Origin of the sequence: uncultured Microbacterium sp., from assembly GCF_963524805.1 — a bacterium.
Lineage (GTDB): Bacteria > Actinomycetota > Actinomycetes > Actinomycetales > Microbacteriaceae > Microbacterium.
Map to the genome: position 1 here is coordinate 432,522 of NZ_CAURGG010000001.1, position 17,643 is coordinate 450,164.

A 17,643-nucleotide genomic window follows, 5' to 3' on the forward strand; every position below is an offset into this window, starting at 1 on the left:
ATCCGACGTCACCTGTGGAGAACGCCGGCGCCCGCTGGCGCGCTCAGCCGCCGAGTGCGCTCAGCCAGGCGCGCCGGGCTTCGAGCGCCTCGGTCGCCTTCGCGATCGCGGCCTTGTCCCCGCTCTTCTGCGCGGTCGCCAGTTCGTCCTCGAGCTTCTGGATCGCCTCGGTCAGCTGGCGCGTCATGTCGTTGGCGCGAGCCCTGGTCTCGGGGTTGTTGCGCTTCCAGTCGATCTCTTCGCGACCGCGCAGCGCCGTCTCGATCCGACGCAGATCGTCGTCCAGGACGCGCTCCTTGTCACGCGGGAAGATCCGGCCGATCTCGTCCCACTGACGCTGAATCGCGGTGAGCGTGCTGCGCGCCTTCACCAGGTCGCGCTCGTCCGCGACACCGCGGGCCTCCTCGAGGAGTGCGCGCTTGGCATCGATCTTCTCGCGCGACGCCTCGGCATCCGCTGCTTCCCGTTCCCCGCGCGCCCCGTACAGCGCGTCCCCGGCGGCCTTGAACCGCGCCCAGAGCGCATCGTCGGCCTTCTTGCCCGCTCGGCCCGCCGTCTTCCACTGATCCAGCAGCTCCCGGTAGGCCGCGATGCCGTCTTCGCCCTTGGGCGCGAGCGCCTCGGCTTTCTCGACCAGGCGGGCCTTCTGATCGCGCACCGATTTGTGCGCCTCGTCGAGCTCGGCGTAGAACTCGCGGCGATGCTTGTCGACGGTCGCGCGCGCGTCCCGGAATCTCTTCCAGAGCTGCTGACCGGTCGACTTCGGCAGGCGCGGACCGTTCTGCTGCTGCGACTGCCACTGGTCGAACAGCGACGTCAGGTCGGCCGACGCCTGCTTCCACTGGACGCTGCGGGGGTCGCGGGCCGCGAGCGCCTCGGCCTTCTCGACCAGCTCGGTGCGAGCCCGGACGGCCTCTTCGACAGCCTGACGGGATGCCGCGGCCTCGGTGGCCGACGCCTCGGTCAGCTCGCCGGTCAGGGCGAGGACGCGCGCGTCCAGAGCAGCCAGGTTGCCGACGGCCGCCGCGTCCTGCAGCTTCGCATGCAGTGCCTTCGCGGTCGCGCGCAGGTCGGCGGGCGAAGCACCGCCACGACGGTGACGCACCTCGAGCAGGGTGACTTCGCCGGCCAGATCCGAGAACTTGCGGCGGTAGTAGGCCAACGCCTCATCCGGCGTGCCGTCGGGATACTGGCCGACGACGCGCCATCCGTCCGCTTCGCGCACCGAGACGGTGCCGTCCTCCTCGACGCGGCCCCAGGGCTCGTCGTCGGCCGGTTCGACGGTGGGCTCCGCGGCCGCGGTCTCGGTCCTGCGGGGTCCGGGCAGCGCACCTGCGCGCGGAATGGCGCGCGGCGTCACAGCCGCCGGCGTCGGGGTCGCGGTCGCCACAGGGGCGGCCGCCTCGTCCGGCTCTCCCGCCTCGGGCTCCCGGGCCTCGGGCTCCGCCGGCGCGCTCTCGTGCTCTGCAACGACAGCGTCGTCGGCGACCGACGGGTCGCTCTCGGGCGTGGGGTCGACGGCGGATTCGGGAGTGGACTCTGCTGCAGCAGTCACGGGATGCACCTCATCGCGGCTCTCGCCGCCTGTGGGGGATGGACGGCTCCCCAGCCTAGTACGGTGCGCCCCGCGCGAGAGGGCGTGGCGCGTCAGGGCGTCGGGGTCGGGGTGGGCGCGACCGATTCCGCCGGAGTCGGGTCGGGACTGGCGGTGCCGGCCGGGGACGGCGTCGGAGTGGAGGTCGGCGTCGGAGTCGACGACGGCGTGGGCTCGGGGGCACCCGGCCCGGCCATGAAGTAGGCGGCCTGCCCCGCGACGATCGCGAGGATCAGAAGCCCTCCGCCGATCCCGGCGATGAGGTTGTCGCGCGTGCGTCGCCGCGACTGCCCGGCGTGGAACGCCTGACGGGCCTGATAGACCCGGACCCGCTCACGCTCGGAGCGCGTGTCCCGCTGCTTTCCACCCGTCGCCACGGGACCTCCCTCGCTCCCCGGTCATCCCGGGCGGGGTTGATCCTACGGGCCGTCCGCATCAGGGACAAAACCGCGTCCGCACCCGGCGTCCGGTGCGACGGATAGCCTTGATCGGTGACCTCCGCCGCGCTGTTCCAGGGGCAGACCCCCCTCGCCGTGCGGATGCGCCCGACGTCGCTGGATGAGGTGGCGGGCCAGTCGCACCTGCTGCGGGCGGGCTCACCGCTCGTGCTGCTCGCGCGTCCCGACGTCTCGACGGGGGCGGCGGCATCCGTCATCCTCTGGGGACCCCCGGGCACCGGGAAGACGACACTGGCGCAGGCGATCGCGCGGTCGTCCGGCCGCCGATTCGTGGAACTCTCGGCCGTCACCGCGGGGGTGAAGGACGTGCGCGAGGTCCTGCAGGAGGCCTTGACCCAGCGCGACCTCTACGGGCAGTCCACGATCCTCTTCCTCGACGAGATCCACCGCTTCACGAAGGCGCAGCAGGACACGCTCCTGCCGGGCATGGAGAACGGGTGGGTGGTGCTCATCGCCGCGACGACCGAGAACCCCTCCTTCTCGGTGATCTCGCCTCTGCTGTCGCGGTCTCTGCTGCTCACGCTGCAGCCGCTCACCGACGAGGACCTCGGGATGCTGATCGATCGCGCGGTGAGCGATTCGCGGGGCCTCGGGGGCAGTGTGAGCCTCCTGCCCGAAGCCCGCGATGCGCTCGTGCGGCTGGCCTCCGGAGATGCACGCCGGGCTCTGACGGCGCTCGAGGCCGCGGCATCCCTCGCCGAACCGGCGGACCATTCGGACGAGTCCGAGGAGGCCGAGGCTCACGCAACGGCTCCCGTGGAGATCACCGCCGACCACGTGGCCAGCGCGGTCGATCGCGCCCTGCTGCGCTACGACCGGCAGGGCGATGAGCACTACGACGTCATCAGCGCCTTTATCAAGTCCATTCGCGGCTCCGACGTCGATGCGTCCCTGCACTACCTCGCCCGGATGGTCGAGGCGGGGGAGGACCCGCGGTTCATCGCACGGCGACTGGTGATCTCCGCCGCGGAGGACGTCGGACTGGCCGACCCGCAGGCGCTGGTGATCGCGGTGGCGGCGGCCGATGCCGTCGCCTTCATCGGGATGCCGGAGGGCCGCATCCCGCTCGCCGAGGCGACCGCCTACCTCGCCACCACCGCGAAGTCCAACGCCGCCTATCTCGCGATCGACAAGGCGATCGCCGATGTCCGCGCGGGCGGCTTCGGCCGCGTCCCGCCGCACCTGCGCGACGCGCACTACCCGGGCGCGAAGCGGCTGGGGCACGGCAAGGGCTACCGGTATCCGCACGACTCCGACGTCGGTGTCGTGGGGCAGCAGTATCTGCCCGACGACCTGGCCGGCCGACGCTATTACGAACCGACCGGTCACGGTCAGGAGCGGGACGTGCAGGCGCGGCTGGAGAAGATCCGGCGCATCCTCGGGGGCTGAAGCCGATCTGTTAGACTTGACCGGCTCGAAACGCAGTTTTCGGGTATCTCCTTTCCCCATCACACCTCCGGTGCGCCCCGACGTGCGCGCTGACAGGGAAGGGCCGGAGATACGTCCATGAGTCCGCGAAAGACGCGGCCATGTCGTTTTGGAAGGACACATCCGTGCCCACGAAGTCCCAGGACCGCCGCAAGGTCCGCCTCTCCCGCGCGCTCGGCATCCCGCTGACGCCGAAGGCCGCCAAGTACCTCGAGAAGCGTCCGTACGCTCCGGGTGAGCACGGCCGCACCAAGCGCAAGCAGGACAGCGACTACGCGGTCCGCCTCCGCGAGAAGCAGCGTCTGCGCGAGCAGTACGGCATCCGCGAGAAGCAGATGCGCAACACGTTCAACGAAGCGCGCCGCACGCAGGGCCTGACCGGTGAGAACCTGGTCGAGCTGCTCGAGATGCGTCTGGACGCCCTCGTGCTTCGTGCCGGCTTCGCCCGCACCACCGCGCAGGCCCGCCAGCTCGTCGTGCACCGCCACATCCTCGTCGACGGTCAGACCGTCGACCGCCCGTCGTTCCGCGTGAAGCCGGGTCAGCTCATCCACGTCAAGGCCAAGAGCGAGGGCACCGAGCCCTTCCAGGTCGCAGCCGCCGGCGGTCACGCCGAGGTGCTGCCCCCGGTTCCGGGCTACCTCGAGGTCGAGCTCGACAAGCTGCACGCACGTCTGGTGCGTCGCCCGAAGCGCGCTGAGGTCCCCGTCACCGGTGACGTCCAGCTCGTGGTCGAGTACTACGCCGCGCGATAGGTTGCAACGCAGAAGGGCGCCGGGATCACTCCCGGCGCCCTTTCGCGTTCGCGACTACGATGAGGGGATGCCGCGCCCGCGGCTGAGGAAGTGATGACATGAGAAACCTCCTGTGGTTCCTGCTCGGCGTGATCGGCGGCTTCGTCGCCGCGCATCTGTTGAACAAGGACCCCCGCGGCCACGAGGTGCTCGCCGAGGTCGACGCGCGCATCACGGAGTTCACCGACCGCATCGGGGATGCGTATCGCGAGCAGGAAGCACGCATGTCGGGGCTCGTCGGCTCCGCGCAGGAGTCCGTCGGCGAAGCGGTCGAGGCCGCAAGGGAATCGGCATCCGACGCGATCGATGCCGCCGCCGACGCCTCGACGGACGCGATCGCCTCGGCAAAGAGCGCCGCCGGCAAGCTCACCGACTGACCCACCCGTCAGGCGGTGTCCGTGAAGGACGCCGCCCTTTTTCGAGGATTCCCATGCAGACCGCCGAGCTGGCCGACCGTTTCCTGCGCTATTTCGAGAAGCGCGACCACACCATCGTCCCCTCCGCCTCCCTGGTCACGGACGACCCGGCCCTGCTGTTCACGGTGGCCGGCATGGTTCCGTTCATCCCGTACCTGAGCGGTGACGTCCCCGCCCCGTACAAGCGCGCCGCCGACGTGCAGAAGTGCATCCGCACGAACGACATCGAAGAGGTCGGCAAGACCCCCCGCCATGGAACGTTCTTCCAGATGCTCGGCAACTGGTCCTTCGGGGACTATTTCAAAGAGGGCGCGATCACCTATGCGTGGGAGCTGCTGACCACGTCGGAGGCCGACGGCGGACTGGGCTTCGACCCCAAGGACCTCTGGGTGACCGTCTACAAGGAAGACGACGAGGCGTTCGACCTCTGGCGGCGCATCGCGGGACTTCCCGAAGAGCGCATCCAGCGCCTGGACAAGGACACGAACTACTGGAGCACGGGGCTTCCCGGCCCCGCCGGGCCCTGCTCGGAGATCTTCTTCGACCAGGGGCCCGCGTACGGCGTCGACGGCGGACCGATCACGGACGATGACCGTTACGTCGAGATCTGGAACCTCGTCTTCATGCAGTACGCGATCGACGACGTGACCTCGAAATACGACTTCCGCATCGTCGGCGAGCTGCCGCAGAAGAACATCGACACGGGCATGGGCCTGGAGCGCATCGCGTTCATCAAGCAGGGCGTGCAGAACATGTACGAGACCGACCAGGTGCGCCCCGTGCTCGACCTGGCCGCGCAGCTGAGCGGGCGACGCTACGGCGCCGACCACGGCGACGACGTGCGCATGCGCATCATCGCCGACCACGTGCGCTCCTCGCTCATGCTGCTCTCCGACGGTGTGACGCCCTCGAACGAGGGCCGCGGCTACATCCTGCGCCGGCTCATGCGTCGCGGCATCCGCTCGATGCGCCTGCTGGGCGTGGACGGCCCGACCTTCCCCGAGCTGTTCGCCGCATCGCGTGACGCGATGAAGGCGGTGTACCCCGAGCTGGAGACCGAGTACCCGCGGCTGTCGGCGTATGCGTTCGCCGAGGAGGAGACGTTCCTGCGCACCCTGGCGGCCGGAACGACGACGCTCGACCTCTCCGTGGCTCAGACCAAGCAGTCCGGAGGAACCACGATCGCCGGTTCCGAGGCCTTCCTGCTGCACGACACATACGGCTTCCCGATCGACCTGACACTGGAGATCGCGGAAGAGGCCGGGCTCAGCGTCGATCGCGATGCCTTCGACTCGCTCATGCTCGAGCAGCGCACGCGCGCGAAGGCTGACGCCCGTTCGCGCAAGCGCCAACTGGCCGATACGAGCGTCTACCGCGAGTTCCGCGCGCACGGCGAGACGGTCTTCACCGGTTATACAGACCTCGAGACCGAGTCCACGGTCCTCGGGCTGCTGGTGGACGGTGTGTCCGCCGACCGCGCCACGACAGGCCAGATCGCCGAGGTCATCCTCGCCGACACGGCCCTGTACGCCGAGTCCGGAGGGCAGGTCGCCGACAAGGGCATCATCGTCGGGCCGGGATACGAGCTCGAGGTCCTCGACGTGCAGAAGCCTGTCGTCGGACTGATCAGCCACACCGTCGAGGTCACCTCGGGAGAAGTCGCGGTCGGTCAGCCGGCGACTTCGGTGGTGGATGCGGTCAACCGGCGCGCCGCACGGCAGGCGCACTCGGCGACCCACCTGGTGCACGCCGCGCTGCGTGACACGCTCGGCAAGAGCGCGACCCAGGCGGGATCGCTCAACCGTGCCGGATACATGCGGCTGGACTTCACCTGGGGCCAGGCGCTGTCTGCCGACACACGCAGCGAGATCGAGGAGATCGCGAACAACGCGGTGCGGGACAACCTCGAGGTCACGACGCGGATCGTGTCGCTCGATGAGGCCAAGTCGCTCGGCGCCATGGCGCTGTTCGGCGAGAAGTACGGCGACACGGTGCGCATGGTCGACATCGGCGGTCCGTGGTCGCGCGAGCTCTGCGCGGGCACGCATGTCTCCTCCAGCGCCGAGATCGGACTGGTGAACCTGGTCGGGGAGTCCTCGGTGGGCGCGTCCAACCGCCGGGTCGAGGCCCTCGTCGGCCGTGACGCCTTCCGTGAACTCGCCGCCGAGCGCGCGATCGTCTCGCAGCTCACCTCGACCCTCAAGACGCCGCGCGACCAGTTGCCGAACCGCATCGCCGAGCTCGCCGCGAGCCTCAAGGCGGCCGAGAAGAAGATCGCCGCCTTCGAGGCGCGCGCGCTGACGGACCGCATCCCGGCCCTGGCAGCGAACGCCGTCGCGGTCGGTCCGCACCGGCTCGTGGCGGAGTCCATCGGCTCGGCCACTTCGGCCGACGACGTGCGATCGCTCGCGCTGGGCATCCGGGATCGACTCGGCTCGCAGGCCGGTGTCGTCGCGATCGGCGCGGAGGTCGGCGGGCGCCCGGTCGTCATCGTCGCCACGAACGACGGCGCCCGCGCTGCCGGCGCCAAGGCCGGCGCGCTCGCGAAGGTCGCGGCGGCCACGCTCGGCGGCGGGGGCGGCGGGCGCGACGATGTCGCGCAGGGCGGCGGAACCGATGCCGGTGCACTTCCGGCCGCGCTCAGCGCCGTGAAGGATGCGCTCGGCGCGCTGTGACGGGCTTTCGGCGGGGCGTCCGGCTCGGAATCGACGTCGGCAAGGCGCGCATCGGGGTGGCTCGGTGCGATCCCGACGGCATGCTCGCCACGCCGGTCGAGACCGTGGCGCGCTCCGATTCCTCGATCGGACGCATCGTCGAGCTCGCCGGCGAGTACGACGCGGTCGAGCTCATCGTCGGCCTGCCGCTGAACATGCGCGGCGAGGACACGGCTTCGACCACCGACGCCCGGGAGTTCGCCGCGGCCCTGGCGGCGGCATCCCCTGTGCCCGTCCGGATGATCGACGAGCGCCTGAGCACCGTCTCGGCGCACGCGGTTCTGCGCGATTCGGGCAGAACACAGCGTTCATCTCGTAGCATTGTTGACCAGGTCGCGGCCGTCGTTCTGCTGCAGCAGGCACTCGATGTCGAGAAGAGCACCGGACGGCCCGCCGGATCACCCGTCCCCACGGCCCAGGAGCCCGCCTGACATGCCCGATGCCCCGTCGCCGTTCGACGATCCGTTCGCGGATCTGTTCGGCAAGCTCCCCGATCCACGCGACCGCCGCTCATCCGGCGACGACGGGGGACGCGGCACGGCGGCACCGGTGACAGGCGCGGCGGGCGATGCGTCAGCAACCACGCCCCTCTCGCGCCGGGAGGCGCGCGAGGCCGCCGCCCGCCGGGCGTCATCCTCAGCCGCTCCCGCTCCCGCGGCCGCTGCGACCCGGGCGAGTGCGGCCCCCGCGCCGGCGCCCACCGCTGCGGCGCCGGTCTCGTCGGCCGTGGTCACCGAGGCCGACGAGTGGCCATTCCTCGGCGGCGCGTCGGCCCAGGACGGACCCGCGTATCGTCGCGGACGCGACGACGAGCAGGGCACCACGGTCACGGCGCGCCCGGTCGCCACCGCGACCCTCGAGGATCTGTTCACCGGAGCGCACACCACCGATAGCCTCGGTGAGGTGCCACCGCCGAGGAACAAGCGCCGTCGCCGCATCGGCGGGTGGATCGCCCTCGGCGTCGTCCTTCTGCTTCTCGGCGGCATCGCCGGGGGTGCCTTCTACGTATGGACGACCTACGAGGACAAGATCCGCGAGGTCATGGGCTGGGAAGAGCCGAAGGACTACGCGGCCGGCATGGCGAACGGCGAGGCGTTCGTGACCGTCGCCGCCGGCGACACGGGATCACCGATCTCGCAGAGCCTCTTCGACGCCGGGGTGACCAAGACCCCCGAAGCGTTCTACGACTATCTGATCGACACCGCACAGAACCCCCCGTTCGTGCCGGGCGTCTTCAAGCTGCAGAAGCAGATGACCTCCGAGGCGGCCCTGGCCGCACTGCTGGATCCCGCCAACAAGATGGAGAACAGCGCGCAGCTGCGCGAGGGGCTCACGGTCGAGCAGTCCTTGCCCCTGCTCGCGGAGGGGACCGGCATCCCGATCGAGGACTTCCAGGCCGCTGTGGCGGATCCCTCGGTCTACGGCGTCCCCGTGGATCCCGCGATCGTCGCTGCCGGCGGGCAGCCGCTCGAGGGCTGGCTCTTCCCCGCGACGTACACGTTCGACCCGGGCGTGACCGCCCAGGACGTGATCGCCACGCTCGTCAACCGCACGATCGCGTCGCTCGACGACGCCGGCGTACCGGTAGAGGATCGCCAGCGCATCCTCACGGTCGCCTCGATCATCCAGCGCGAGGCGCGGTACGAGAAGGACATGCAGCAGGTGTCGCGGGTCATCGAGAACCGGCTCAGCCAGAGCAATCAGGAGACGTTCGGGCTCCTGCAGATGGATTCGACCGCGCAGTTCGGCTACGGCGAGATGCACGACGGCACGGTGAGCTCCTCGGCCGAGGCCCTGGCAGACCCGAACCCGTGGAACACCTATGTGAACACGGGTCTGCCGATCGGTCCGATCGCCAACCCGGGCGATGTCGCCATCGACGCGGCGATGCACCCGGCAGACGGCGATTGGCTCTACTTCGTCACGGTCAACCTCGACACGGGCGAGACGGTGTTCACGAGCAATCTCGCCGATCACAACCGCGCGGTCGCGCAGTGGCAGGCATGGTGCGGTGACCACCCCGATTCGGGATGCTGACGCCTGACGCCAGCCGCCTCGAGGTCTGGGGGGACCCGGTCGCGCACAGCCGCTCGCCGCAGCTGCACGCCGCGGCCTACGCCGTCCTCGGACGGGACTGGACCTACGCGCGACGGCAGGTGGGGGAGCGGGGATTCGCCGCTGAACTCGCCGGCCTCTCACGGCAGTTCCGCGGACTGTCGCTCACGATGCCCCTCAAGGGCGTCGCCTTCGAGGCAGCGGCCCGCCGCGACCGCAACTCCGAGCTCACCGGTGCCGTGAACACCCTGCTGCTGGACACGTCCGGCCACCGCGGGTTCAACACCGACGTCGGCGGCCTGGTCCGGGCCCTCGCCGAGGTCGGGGTCGACCGGGCCGAGAGTGCGCGGATCGTCGGCGCCGGCGCGACGGCGACCTCGGCGCTGGTGGCCCTGGCCGAGATCGGTGCGACGCGCGTCGAGGTCGTGGCTCGCCGGCCTTCCGCGGTCGAGGCGCTGGCACGACTCGGTGAGAATCAGGGGCTCCAGGTCGTCGCCGTGCCCTTCTCGCACCCGTTCGGCTCGGTTGAACTGACGATCGCCACTCTCCCCGGCGACGCCGCGGTGCCGCCCGACGCGGCGGATGCCCTCGCATCGTCCGGCGGCACGCTGTTCGACGTCGTCTACGGACACTGGCCCACCGCCCTCTCCGACGCGTGGGGGCGGGCCGATGCGCCGGCGTTCTCCGGCCTCGCGATGCTGCTGCACCAAGCACTGCTGCAGGTGCGCGTCTTCGTCGGCGGCGACCCGGACGCGGCTCTGCCCGACGAGGCGGCCGTCCTCGCGGCGATGCGCTCGAGCATCATGGGAGACTAGACGAATGCTCCGCGTGCTCACGGCCGGCGAATCGCACGGCCCCGAACTCGTCGCCATCATGGAGGGCCTGCCTGCGGGCGTCCCCGTGTCCCGCGCCGCCATCCAAGCCGACCTCGCCCGCCGAAAGCTCGGCTACGGCCGCGGATCGCGCATGAAGTTCGAAGAGGACGAGCTGACGATCTCCGGCGGAGTGCGCCACGGGCTGAGCCTGGGCAGCCCGATCGCCCTGCGCATCGGCAACACCGAATGGCCCAAGTGGGTCGAGGTCATGAGCCCCGACCCGGTGGATCTCACCGACATGTCGCGCGGGCGGGGTGCTGCTCTCACGCGGCCGCGCCCCGGTCACGCCGATCTGGTCGGCATGCAGAAGTACGGCTTCGACGAGGCGCGGCCCATCCTCGAGCGCGCGAGCGCCCGAGAGACCGCCGCCCGCGTCGCGCTCGGAGCGATCGCTCGCGGCTTCCTCTCCGAGCTCAGCATCCGCCTGGTCAGCCACACCCTCTCGATCGGCCCGGTCCGCGTCCCGGAGGACGCTCCGCTTCCCGGTGCCGACGACGTCGACGCCCTGGATGCCGACCCGCTGCGCTGCTTCGACCCGATCACCTCCGCCCGGATGGTCGGGGAGGTGGATGCCGCGCGCAAGGACGGCGACACGCTCGGCGGCATCGTCGAAGTGCTCGCCTACGGCCTGCCGCCCGGACTGGGCTCGCACGTGCACTGGGACCGGCGGCTGGACTCGAAGCTCGCGCAGGCGATCATGAGCATCCAGGCCATCAAGGCCGTCGAGGTGGGGGACGGGTTCCTCACCACGACCCGCCGGGGGTCGGCGGCGCACGATGAGCTGTACGCGACGGCCGACGGCATCGCCCGCTCGACGGACCGGGCGGGTGGCACGGAAGGCGGGATGTCCACCGGCACGGTGCTGCGGGTACGCGCGGGCATGAAGCCGATCGCGACGGTTCCGCACTCGCTGCGCACGATCGACGTCTCAACCGGTGAGACCGCCTCGGCGCACCACCAGCGCTCCGATGTGTGCGCGGTCCCGGCGGCGGGCGTCGTCGCCGAGGCGATGGTCGCCGTCGTCCTCGCCGAGATGGTGCTGGAGAAGTTCGGCGGCGACAGCGTCGCCGAGACGCGCCGCAACCTCGAGGGATATCTCGCCGCGATCCCCGAGACCCTCCGCACCGCGAGCGCGAGCGATCCCGCCCTCAGCGAGCATGACCTCGCCCTCTAGGGAGGTCCCGGTCAGCGCGATCGTCCTGGTCGGACCCATGGGCGCCGGCAAGACCAGCGTCGGCCGGCGTGTGGCCCGCGCGCTCGGCACCTCGTTCACCGACACCGACAAGGTCGTCGTCCGCGATCACGGACCGATTCCCGCGGTCTTCGAGCAGGTCGGCGAAGCCGGTTTCCGGGAACTCGAACGCGTGGCCGTCGCCGAGGCGCTCACGCGGGGCGGCGTCGTAGCCCTCGGCGGCGGAGCGATCCTCGATGCCCGCACGCGTGCCGACCTCGCCGGGCAGCGGGTGGTCTTCCTGACGGTCTCGCCCCGGATCGTGGCCGGACGCATCCAGGGCACGGACCGGCCTCTGCTCGCCGAAGCCGACCCCGTCGGACGCTGGCAGAAGATCTTCGCGGAACGGCGCCGGCTGTACGACGAGGTCGCCGACCTCACGCTGGACACCTCGTCCGGCCCGCTCGCCGCCGTGGTCGCCGAGATCGTCCAGTGGGCGCAGCAGACGCAGAAAGCCGAGGAGCAGGCATGAGCCAGACCAGCACGATCTCCGTGACGGGCGAGGCGGGCTATGACATCGTCGTGGGCCGCGGCATCCTGGATCGCGTCGGCGAGGCGCTGGCGCCCACGGTGCGCAAAGTCCTCGTCGTGCACCCTCCGACGCTGGGCGCCGCGGCGGCGCAGCTGCGCGAGAGGCTCATGTCCGACGGGACGCGGGAGGTGCTTCTGGCCGAGATCCCGGACGCGGAGGCCGGCAAGCGAGTCGAAGTGGCCGCGTTCTGCTGGCAGGTGATGGGGCAGGCCGACTTCACCCGCACCGACGCCGTCGTCGGCTTCGGAGGCGGAGCGGTGACCGACCTCGCCGGCTTCGTGGCCGCCACCTGGCTGCGCGGGGTGCAGGTGGTGCAGGTGCCCACCACGGTGCTCGGCATGGTCGACGCCGCCGTCGGCGGCAAGACCGGCATCAACACGGCCGAGGGGAAGAACCTCGTCGGGGCATTCTGGGCTCCCGCGGCGGTCGTGTGCGACCTGGATCTGCTGTCCACCCTGTCGCCGAACGAGTCCGTCGCCGGGTTCGCAGAAGTGGTCAAGGCCGGCTTCATCTGGCACCCCGAGATCCTCGACCTGATCGAAGCAGACCATGAGGCCGCCGTCGACCCGACCACCGACGCCTTCCGGCGCTGCATCGAACTCGCGATCTCGATGAAGGCGCAGGTCGTGGGGGAGGACTTCCGCGAGGGGGGCCTGCGCGAGATCCTGAACTACGGCCACACCCTCGGGCATGCGATCGAACACGCCGAGCGCTACCGGTGGCGTCACGGGGCGGCCGTCTCGGTCGGGATGATGTACGCGGCGGAGCTGTCGCGCCTGGCCGGACGACTTCCGGATGCCGCTGCCCAGCGGCACCGCGACGTGCTGGAGCTGCTGGGACTTCCGACCACGTACCGCGCCGGCGCGTGGCCGCAGCTGCTGGCCACGATGCAGCGGGACAAGAAGAGCCGCGCCGGGATGCTGCGCTTCATCGTGCTGGATGACATCGCACGCCCGACCGTGCTGCGGGCACCCGATGAGTCGCTCCTGTTCGCCGCGTACCAGGAGGTCGCCGGTTAGGGTGAGTGCGTGAGCACCCCTCGACGACTTCTGCTGGTGAACGGCCCGAATCTCAATCTGCTGGGCACCCGCGAACCGGAGATCTACGGCGCTCAGACCCTCGCCGACGTGGAGGCGCTCGCGGCTCAGACCGCCGCGACGCACGGCTTCGAGATCGATGCGATCCAGAGCAATCACGAGGGCGTTCTGCTGGATGCGATCCACGCGGCACGCGGGTCGTGCGCGGGCATCGTGATCAACCCGGGCGGGCTGACCCACACCTCGGTCGTCCTTCGCGATGCGCTGGCCGCCGTGAATCTCCCGGTGGCCGAAGTGCACATCAGCAACGTGCACGAGCGCGAGGAGTTCCGCCGCCACTCGTACGTGTCCGATGTCGCGGCGGTGCACGTCGTCGGCGAGGGCGTGCAGGGCTACGCGACCGCGGTCGAGCGGCTCATCGCCGTCATCGCCGGTCAAGCCGAGGGCTGAGATCCGGGCGCTTCGCGGGCCATCCCGTAGAATCGAACGTCGGGTCGCTCTCCGACCCGCCGTCTTTCCTCACGAACGGAACTTCACAGCCATGGCATCCACCGCAGACATCCGCAACGGCGTCGTCCTCAGCATCGACGGACAGCTGTGGAATGTCATCGAGTTCCAGCACGTCAAGCCCGGCAAGGGCGGCGCGTTCGTGCGCACGAAACTGAAGAACGTCGTCTCGGGAAAGACGGTCGACCGCACGTACAACGCGGGCGCGAAGATCGAGATCGAGAACGTCGATCGCCGCGACTTCACCTACCTGTACAACGACGGCGAAGGCTTCGTCTTCATGGACGTCGCCGACTACGACCAGCTCACCGTCCCGGCCACCGTCGTGGGTGAGGCGGCGAACTTCCTGCTCGAGAACCAGCAGGTGCAGATCGCCCTGAACAACGGCAACCCGCTGTACGTCGAGCTGCCGGCATCCGTGGTCCTGGAGATCACCTACACCGAGCCGGGCCTGCAGGGCGACCGCTCCTCGGCCGGCACCAAGCCTGCCACGGTCGAGACCGGGTACGAGATCCAGGTGCCGCTGTTCCTCGAGACCGGCACGAAGGTCAAGGTGGACACCCGCACGGGCGACTACCTGGGCCGCGTCAACTGACTTGAGCGCCCGTACCAAGGCGCGAAAGCGCGCCCTCGACATCCTGTTCCAGTCCGACATCCGCGGCGACGCGCTCGGCGTCACGCTCGCGGCGGAGGCCACGCGCGCAGCCAACGAGCCGTCTCGCGAGACGTCGTGGCTCTACGCGCGCGAGATCGTCGACGGCGTGATCGACAACAAGGACGAGATCGACGAGCAGATCACGACGTTCGCGAAGGACTGGTCGCTCGCGCGCATGCCCGCCGTCGACCGCGCGCTGCTGCGGATGGGGGTGTGGGAGATCCTCTACAACGACGAGGTGCCCACGGCCGTCGCCATCGATGAAGCCGTCGAGCTCGCCAAGGAGTTCTCGACCGACGACTCCGGCGCATTCGTCCACGGAGTGCTCGCGCGCATCGCCCGCTCGACCTGATCGCGGCGTCGGGCAGCGTCCGACGCCCCTGTGAGGATGGACTCGTGCCGGCGCCTTCCTGGAGAGACCTGCTCGCGGCGCCGCCCCCGGATCCCGCGCCCGTCCGACTGGCGCTCGGCGTCGAGCTGCGTCGGCTGCAGAGCAACGCGGCCAATGCCTGGCAGCCCCGTCGCGCCGTGACCGTGACCCCCCGCGCACTCACCGCTCGGACGGATCAGCTCATGGTGGGGCTTCGACCCCTCATGCGCAGCGCCTCCACCGGACGGTGGGTCAAGGGCGACGTCTCGTGGGAGGCACTCCGCCGGCCGGGCGGTCCCTACGATCCCGATCAGGCGCGCTGGTTCGCCGAGCTGCACAGCATCTCGCGCGAGATCCGCAGCATCGGCCCGTTCACCGACGCGTCCGAGTGGATCACCCTCGACACCGTCTCCTCGTCGCTGCTGTGGACCCATCTCGCCCTCGCCGCCGCCCGCGATGTGCCCCTCGTGGGAACCACCGCTCAGCTCGCCGTCTCTCTGGCGACGACGGCGGCGCTGTCGATGGTCGCCGAATCCCAGCCGGACGGCGCCGTGCTCCTGCGGGCGCGGATCAGCGTCGAGCGCGAACCCGTCGAGGTGGCATCGGCGCGCCCGGTCGCCCACACGGGAATCTACGTGTTCGCGGTCGAGCCGGGCCTGATCACGCTGCGCCTGGCACCCCTGCCGCTGGGCCTGCAGGCGCGGGCTCTGCTCGCGGCTCCGGGCGGCATCCCGGTTCCTGCCGCAGAAGCCGGCGAATTCGTCCGCGCGCACCTCCCGCGCATCGCCCGGCAGCTCGAGGTCATCCCGCGTGGCGGGCTGCAGATTCCGGCGGTCGGCGCGCCGACCCTGGTGATCCACGTCCTCTTCCGCCCGGAGCACACGATCGACGTGCGCCTCGAGTGGGAGTACGACCTGCTGGGCGGATTCCCCCTGGACGCGGATGCCGGCCCTGAGCGCGATCGCCGCGCGGAGGCCGAGCTGCTCGGCCGTGTCGAGGCCGCGTGGCGGGCGTCGGGGACGACGGTCCCGCCGGCACCGCACACGCTGCGCGGAATCGAGGCGGCGCAGTTCGCGGCCGACACCCTTCCCGCCCTGGAGGCCGTCGTCGGCGTGCGCATCGCCCGCACCGGCGCCCAGCGACAGTACGCCGAGCTGACCGGCGATCCGGAGATCACCGTCAGCACGGTGGAGAGCACCGACCCCGACTGGTTCGACCTCGGCGTGATCGTGACGATCGATGGACGACGCATCCCGTTCGCGCCCCTGCTCACGGCTCTGACGCGACGGCGCACCAAGCTGCTGCTGGCCGACGGGGCGTATTTCTCCCTCGCCCACCCGGCACTGGACAGGCTGCGGGAGCTGCTGGATGAGGCGGCGAGCCTGAGCGAATGGGAGACCACGCCGCGCATCAGCCGGCATCAGGTCGACCTCTGGGCCGATTTCGAGGACCTGGCCGACCAGGCGGCTCCGGCCGTGTCCTGGAGAGCCACCGCGGAGGGCCTTCGCGACGTCGACCGGATCGAGTCGACGTCCGTTCCGGCGGGACTGGCGGGCGAACTGCGGCCGTACCAGCGCGCCGGCTTCGACTGGCTCGCCTTCCTCTGGCGTCATCGACTCGGCGGCATCCTCGCCGACGACATGGGCTTGGGAAAGACGCTGCAGATGCTGGCGCTGCTCCTCCACGCGCGCGAGCAGGGCGAGCGCAGACCCTTCCTGGTCGTCGCGCCGACGTCGGTGATGTCGGTGTGGCGCGCCGAGGCGGCGCGGTTCGCACCCGGGCTGCGGGTGCGGACGGTCGATGCGACGCGCCGCAAGAGCGGCCTCGCCCTCAGCGAGGTGGCGGCATCCGCCGATCTGGTGATCACGTCGTACACGCTCGCTCGCCTCGACGCGGCGGTGTTCGGCGAAGTCGAATGGGCCGCCGTCGTGCTCGATGAGGCGCAGTTCGTCAAGAACGCCGCCACGAAGCTCCACCGCGCCGTGCGCGACCTGCGAGCGCCCATGACGTTCGCAATCACCGGCACACCGCTCGAGAACAGCCTCACCGAGCTGTGGGCGCTGCTCTCGCTGACCGCCCCGGGTCTGTTCCCGTCCGCGCGGCGCTTCCGGGAGCAGTACGTGCAGCCGATCGAGCTCGGCAAGGTGCCCGAGAACGCCGAGGGTGGAGCGTACCGTGCCGCGCGTCTGGCCCGCCTTCGGCGGCGCATCCGCCCGCTCGTGCTGCGCCGCACCAAAGAACTCGTCGCGCCCGATCTTCCGCCGAAGCAGGAGCAGGAGCTGCTGGTCGAACTGGCGCCCGCCCATCGCGCGCTGTACGACACCGTCCTGCAGCGGGAGCGGCAGAAGGTGCTGGGCCTGCTGGAGGACCTCGACCGCAACCGCTTCATCGTCTTCCGCTCGCTCACGCTGCTGCGCATGCTCAGCCTCACCCCTGCGCTGATCGATGCCGAGGACGCCGGCATCCCCTCGAGCAAACTCGACGAGCTGCTCACGCGTCTGCGCGAGATCGTCGCCGAAGGCCACCGCACGATCGTCTTCAGCCAGTTCACCTCGTTCCTGACACTCGTCTCGGATCGATTGGATGCCGCCGGCATCGCTTACTCCTCCCTCGACGGATCGACCCGACGCCGCGAGGAGGTGATCGAGCAGTTCCGCTCGGGGACGGCGCCGGTCTTCCTCATCAGCCTGAAGGCCGGGGGATTCGGCCTGACCCTCACCGAGGCCGACTACGTCTTCCTGATGGACCCGTGGTGGAATCCGGCCGCCGAGGAGCAGGCGGTCGACAGGACGCACCGGATCGGACAGACCCGCCGGGTCATGGTGTACCGGATGATCGCCGCCGGCACGATCGAAGAGAAGGTCATGGCCCTGCAGCGCCGCAAGGCGCGGCTGTTCCGGTCGGTTCTGGATGAGGACGCTCTTTTCGCGCAGTCCCTGAAAGCCGACGACATCCGCGCCCTGCTCGAGGAATGAGC

At 70.4% G+C, this 17,643-nt stretch carries 16 protein-coding genes; 14 read left to right on the plus strand and 2 right to left on the minus strand.

Annotated elements, in window-relative coordinates; all coding sequences use genetic code 11:
- Window positions 1-43: 43 nt before the first annotated feature.
- The gene (locus tag RWQ91_RS02125) at window positions 44-1,555 is read right to left on the minus strand and encodes a DUF349 domain-containing protein (RefSeq protein WP_314502357.1); all 1,512 of its coding nucleotides are present in this window, start codon (window positions 1,553-1,555) and stop codon (window positions 44-46) included.
- Between the two features lie 92 nt (window positions 1,556-1,647).
- Window positions 1,648-1,971 carry a dioxygenase gene (locus RWQ91_RS02130; RefSeq protein WP_314502358.1) on the minus strand — a complete coding sequence of 108 codons (324 nt, stop codon included), beginning with the start codon at window positions 1,969-1,971 and terminating at the stop codon, window positions 1,648-1,650.
- Between the two features lie 162 nt (window positions 1,972-2,133).
- Here RWQ91_RS02130 and RWQ91_RS02135 point away from each other — a divergent pair, with 162 nt between their 5' ends.
- From RWQ91_RS02135 to RWQ91_RS02200, 14 genes are all read left to right on the plus strand, one after another.
- Window positions 2,134-3,441 carry a replication-associated recombination protein A gene (locus tag RWQ91_RS02135; RefSeq protein WP_314502908.1) on the plus strand — a complete coding sequence of 436 codons (1,308 nt, stop codon included), beginning with the start codon at window positions 2,134-2,136 and terminating at the stop codon, window positions 3,439-3,441.
- Window positions 3,442-3,605: 164 nt separating this feature from the next.
- Complete coding sequence (gene rpsD, locus RWQ91_RS02140) at window positions 3,606-4,235, plus strand: 30S ribosomal protein S4 (protein ID WP_091490880.1); 630 nt, start codon at window positions 3,606-3,608, stop codon at window positions 4,233-4,235.
- Between the two features lie 98 nt (window positions 4,236-4,333).
- The gene (locus RWQ91_RS02145) at window positions 4,334-4,651 is read left to right on the plus strand and encodes an ATPase (protein ID WP_314502363.1); all 318 of its coding nucleotides are present in this window, start codon (window positions 4,334-4,336) and stop codon (window positions 4,649-4,651) included.
- A gap of 53 nt (window positions 4,652-4,704) precedes the next feature.
- A complete protein-coding gene (gene alaS, locus RWQ91_RS02150) occupies window positions 4,705-7,365 on the plus strand; it encodes an alanine--tRNA ligase (RefSeq protein WP_314502364.1) in 2,661 nt (886 codons plus the stop codon).
- A complete protein-coding gene (ruvX, locus tag RWQ91_RS02155) occupies window positions 7,362-7,835 on the plus strand; it encodes a Holliday junction resolvase RuvX (RefSeq protein ID WP_314502365.1) in 474 nt (157 codons plus the stop codon). The genes alaS and ruvX overlap by 4 nt, the downstream gene beginning before the upstream one ends.
- A 1-nt stretch (window position 7,836) precedes the next feature.
- Window positions 7,837-9,441, plus strand: a complete 1,605-nt coding sequence (mltG, locus tag RWQ91_RS02160; RefSeq protein ID WP_314502367.1) for an endolytic transglycosylase MltG — start codon at window positions 7,837-7,839, stop codon at window positions 9,439-9,441.
- Complete coding sequence (locus RWQ91_RS02165; protein ID WP_314502368.1) at window positions 9,435-10,274, plus strand: shikimate dehydrogenase; 840 nt, start codon at window positions 9,435-9,437, stop codon at window positions 10,272-10,274. Before mltG ends, RWQ91_RS02165 begins: the two co-directional genes overlap by 7 nt.
- Window positions 10,275-10,278: 4 nt before the next feature.
- Window positions 10,279-11,508, plus strand: coding sequence for a chorismate synthase (gene aroC / locus RWQ91_RS02170; RefSeq protein WP_314502370.1), 1,230 nt, complete (start codon window positions 10,279-10,281; stop codon window positions 11,506-11,508).
- Window positions 11,492-12,037, plus strand: a complete 546-nt coding sequence (locus RWQ91_RS02175) for a shikimate kinase (RefSeq protein ID WP_314502371.1) — start codon at window positions 11,492-11,494, stop codon at window positions 12,035-12,037. Before aroC ends, RWQ91_RS02175 begins: the two co-directional genes overlap by 17 nt.
- Window positions 12,034-13,116 (plus strand): 3-dehydroquinate synthase, encoded by a 1,083-nt coding sequence (aroB, locus tag RWQ91_RS02180; protein WP_314502372.1) that lies wholly within the window; start codon window positions 12,034-12,036, stop codon window positions 13,114-13,116. Before RWQ91_RS02175 ends, aroB begins: the two co-directional genes overlap by 4 nt.
- 9 nt (window positions 13,117-13,125) lie before the next feature.
- Window positions 13,126-13,584 (plus strand): type II 3-dehydroquinate dehydratase, encoded by a 459-nt coding sequence (gene aroQ, locus RWQ91_RS02185; RefSeq protein ID WP_314502373.1) that lies wholly within the window; start codon window positions 13,126-13,128, stop codon window positions 13,582-13,584.
- A 91-nt stretch (window positions 13,585-13,675) separates the two neighbouring features.
- Entirely contained in the window at window positions 13,676-14,236 is a 561-nt protein-coding gene (gene efp / locus RWQ91_RS02190) for an elongation factor P (protein ID WP_091490897.1), read from the plus strand.
- A 1-nt stretch (window position 14,237) separates the two neighbouring features.
- Entirely contained in the window at window positions 14,238-14,648 is a 411-nt protein-coding gene (gene nusB, locus RWQ91_RS02195) for a transcription antitermination factor NusB (RefSeq protein WP_314502376.1), read from the plus strand.
- Window positions 14,649-14,692: 44 nt separating this feature from the next.
- Window positions 14,693-17,641, plus strand: a complete 2,949-nt coding sequence (locus tag RWQ91_RS02200; RefSeq protein WP_314502378.1) for a DEAD/DEAH box helicase — start codon at window positions 14,693-14,695, stop codon at window positions 17,639-17,641.
- Window positions 17,642-17,643: the final 2 nt, after the last annotated feature.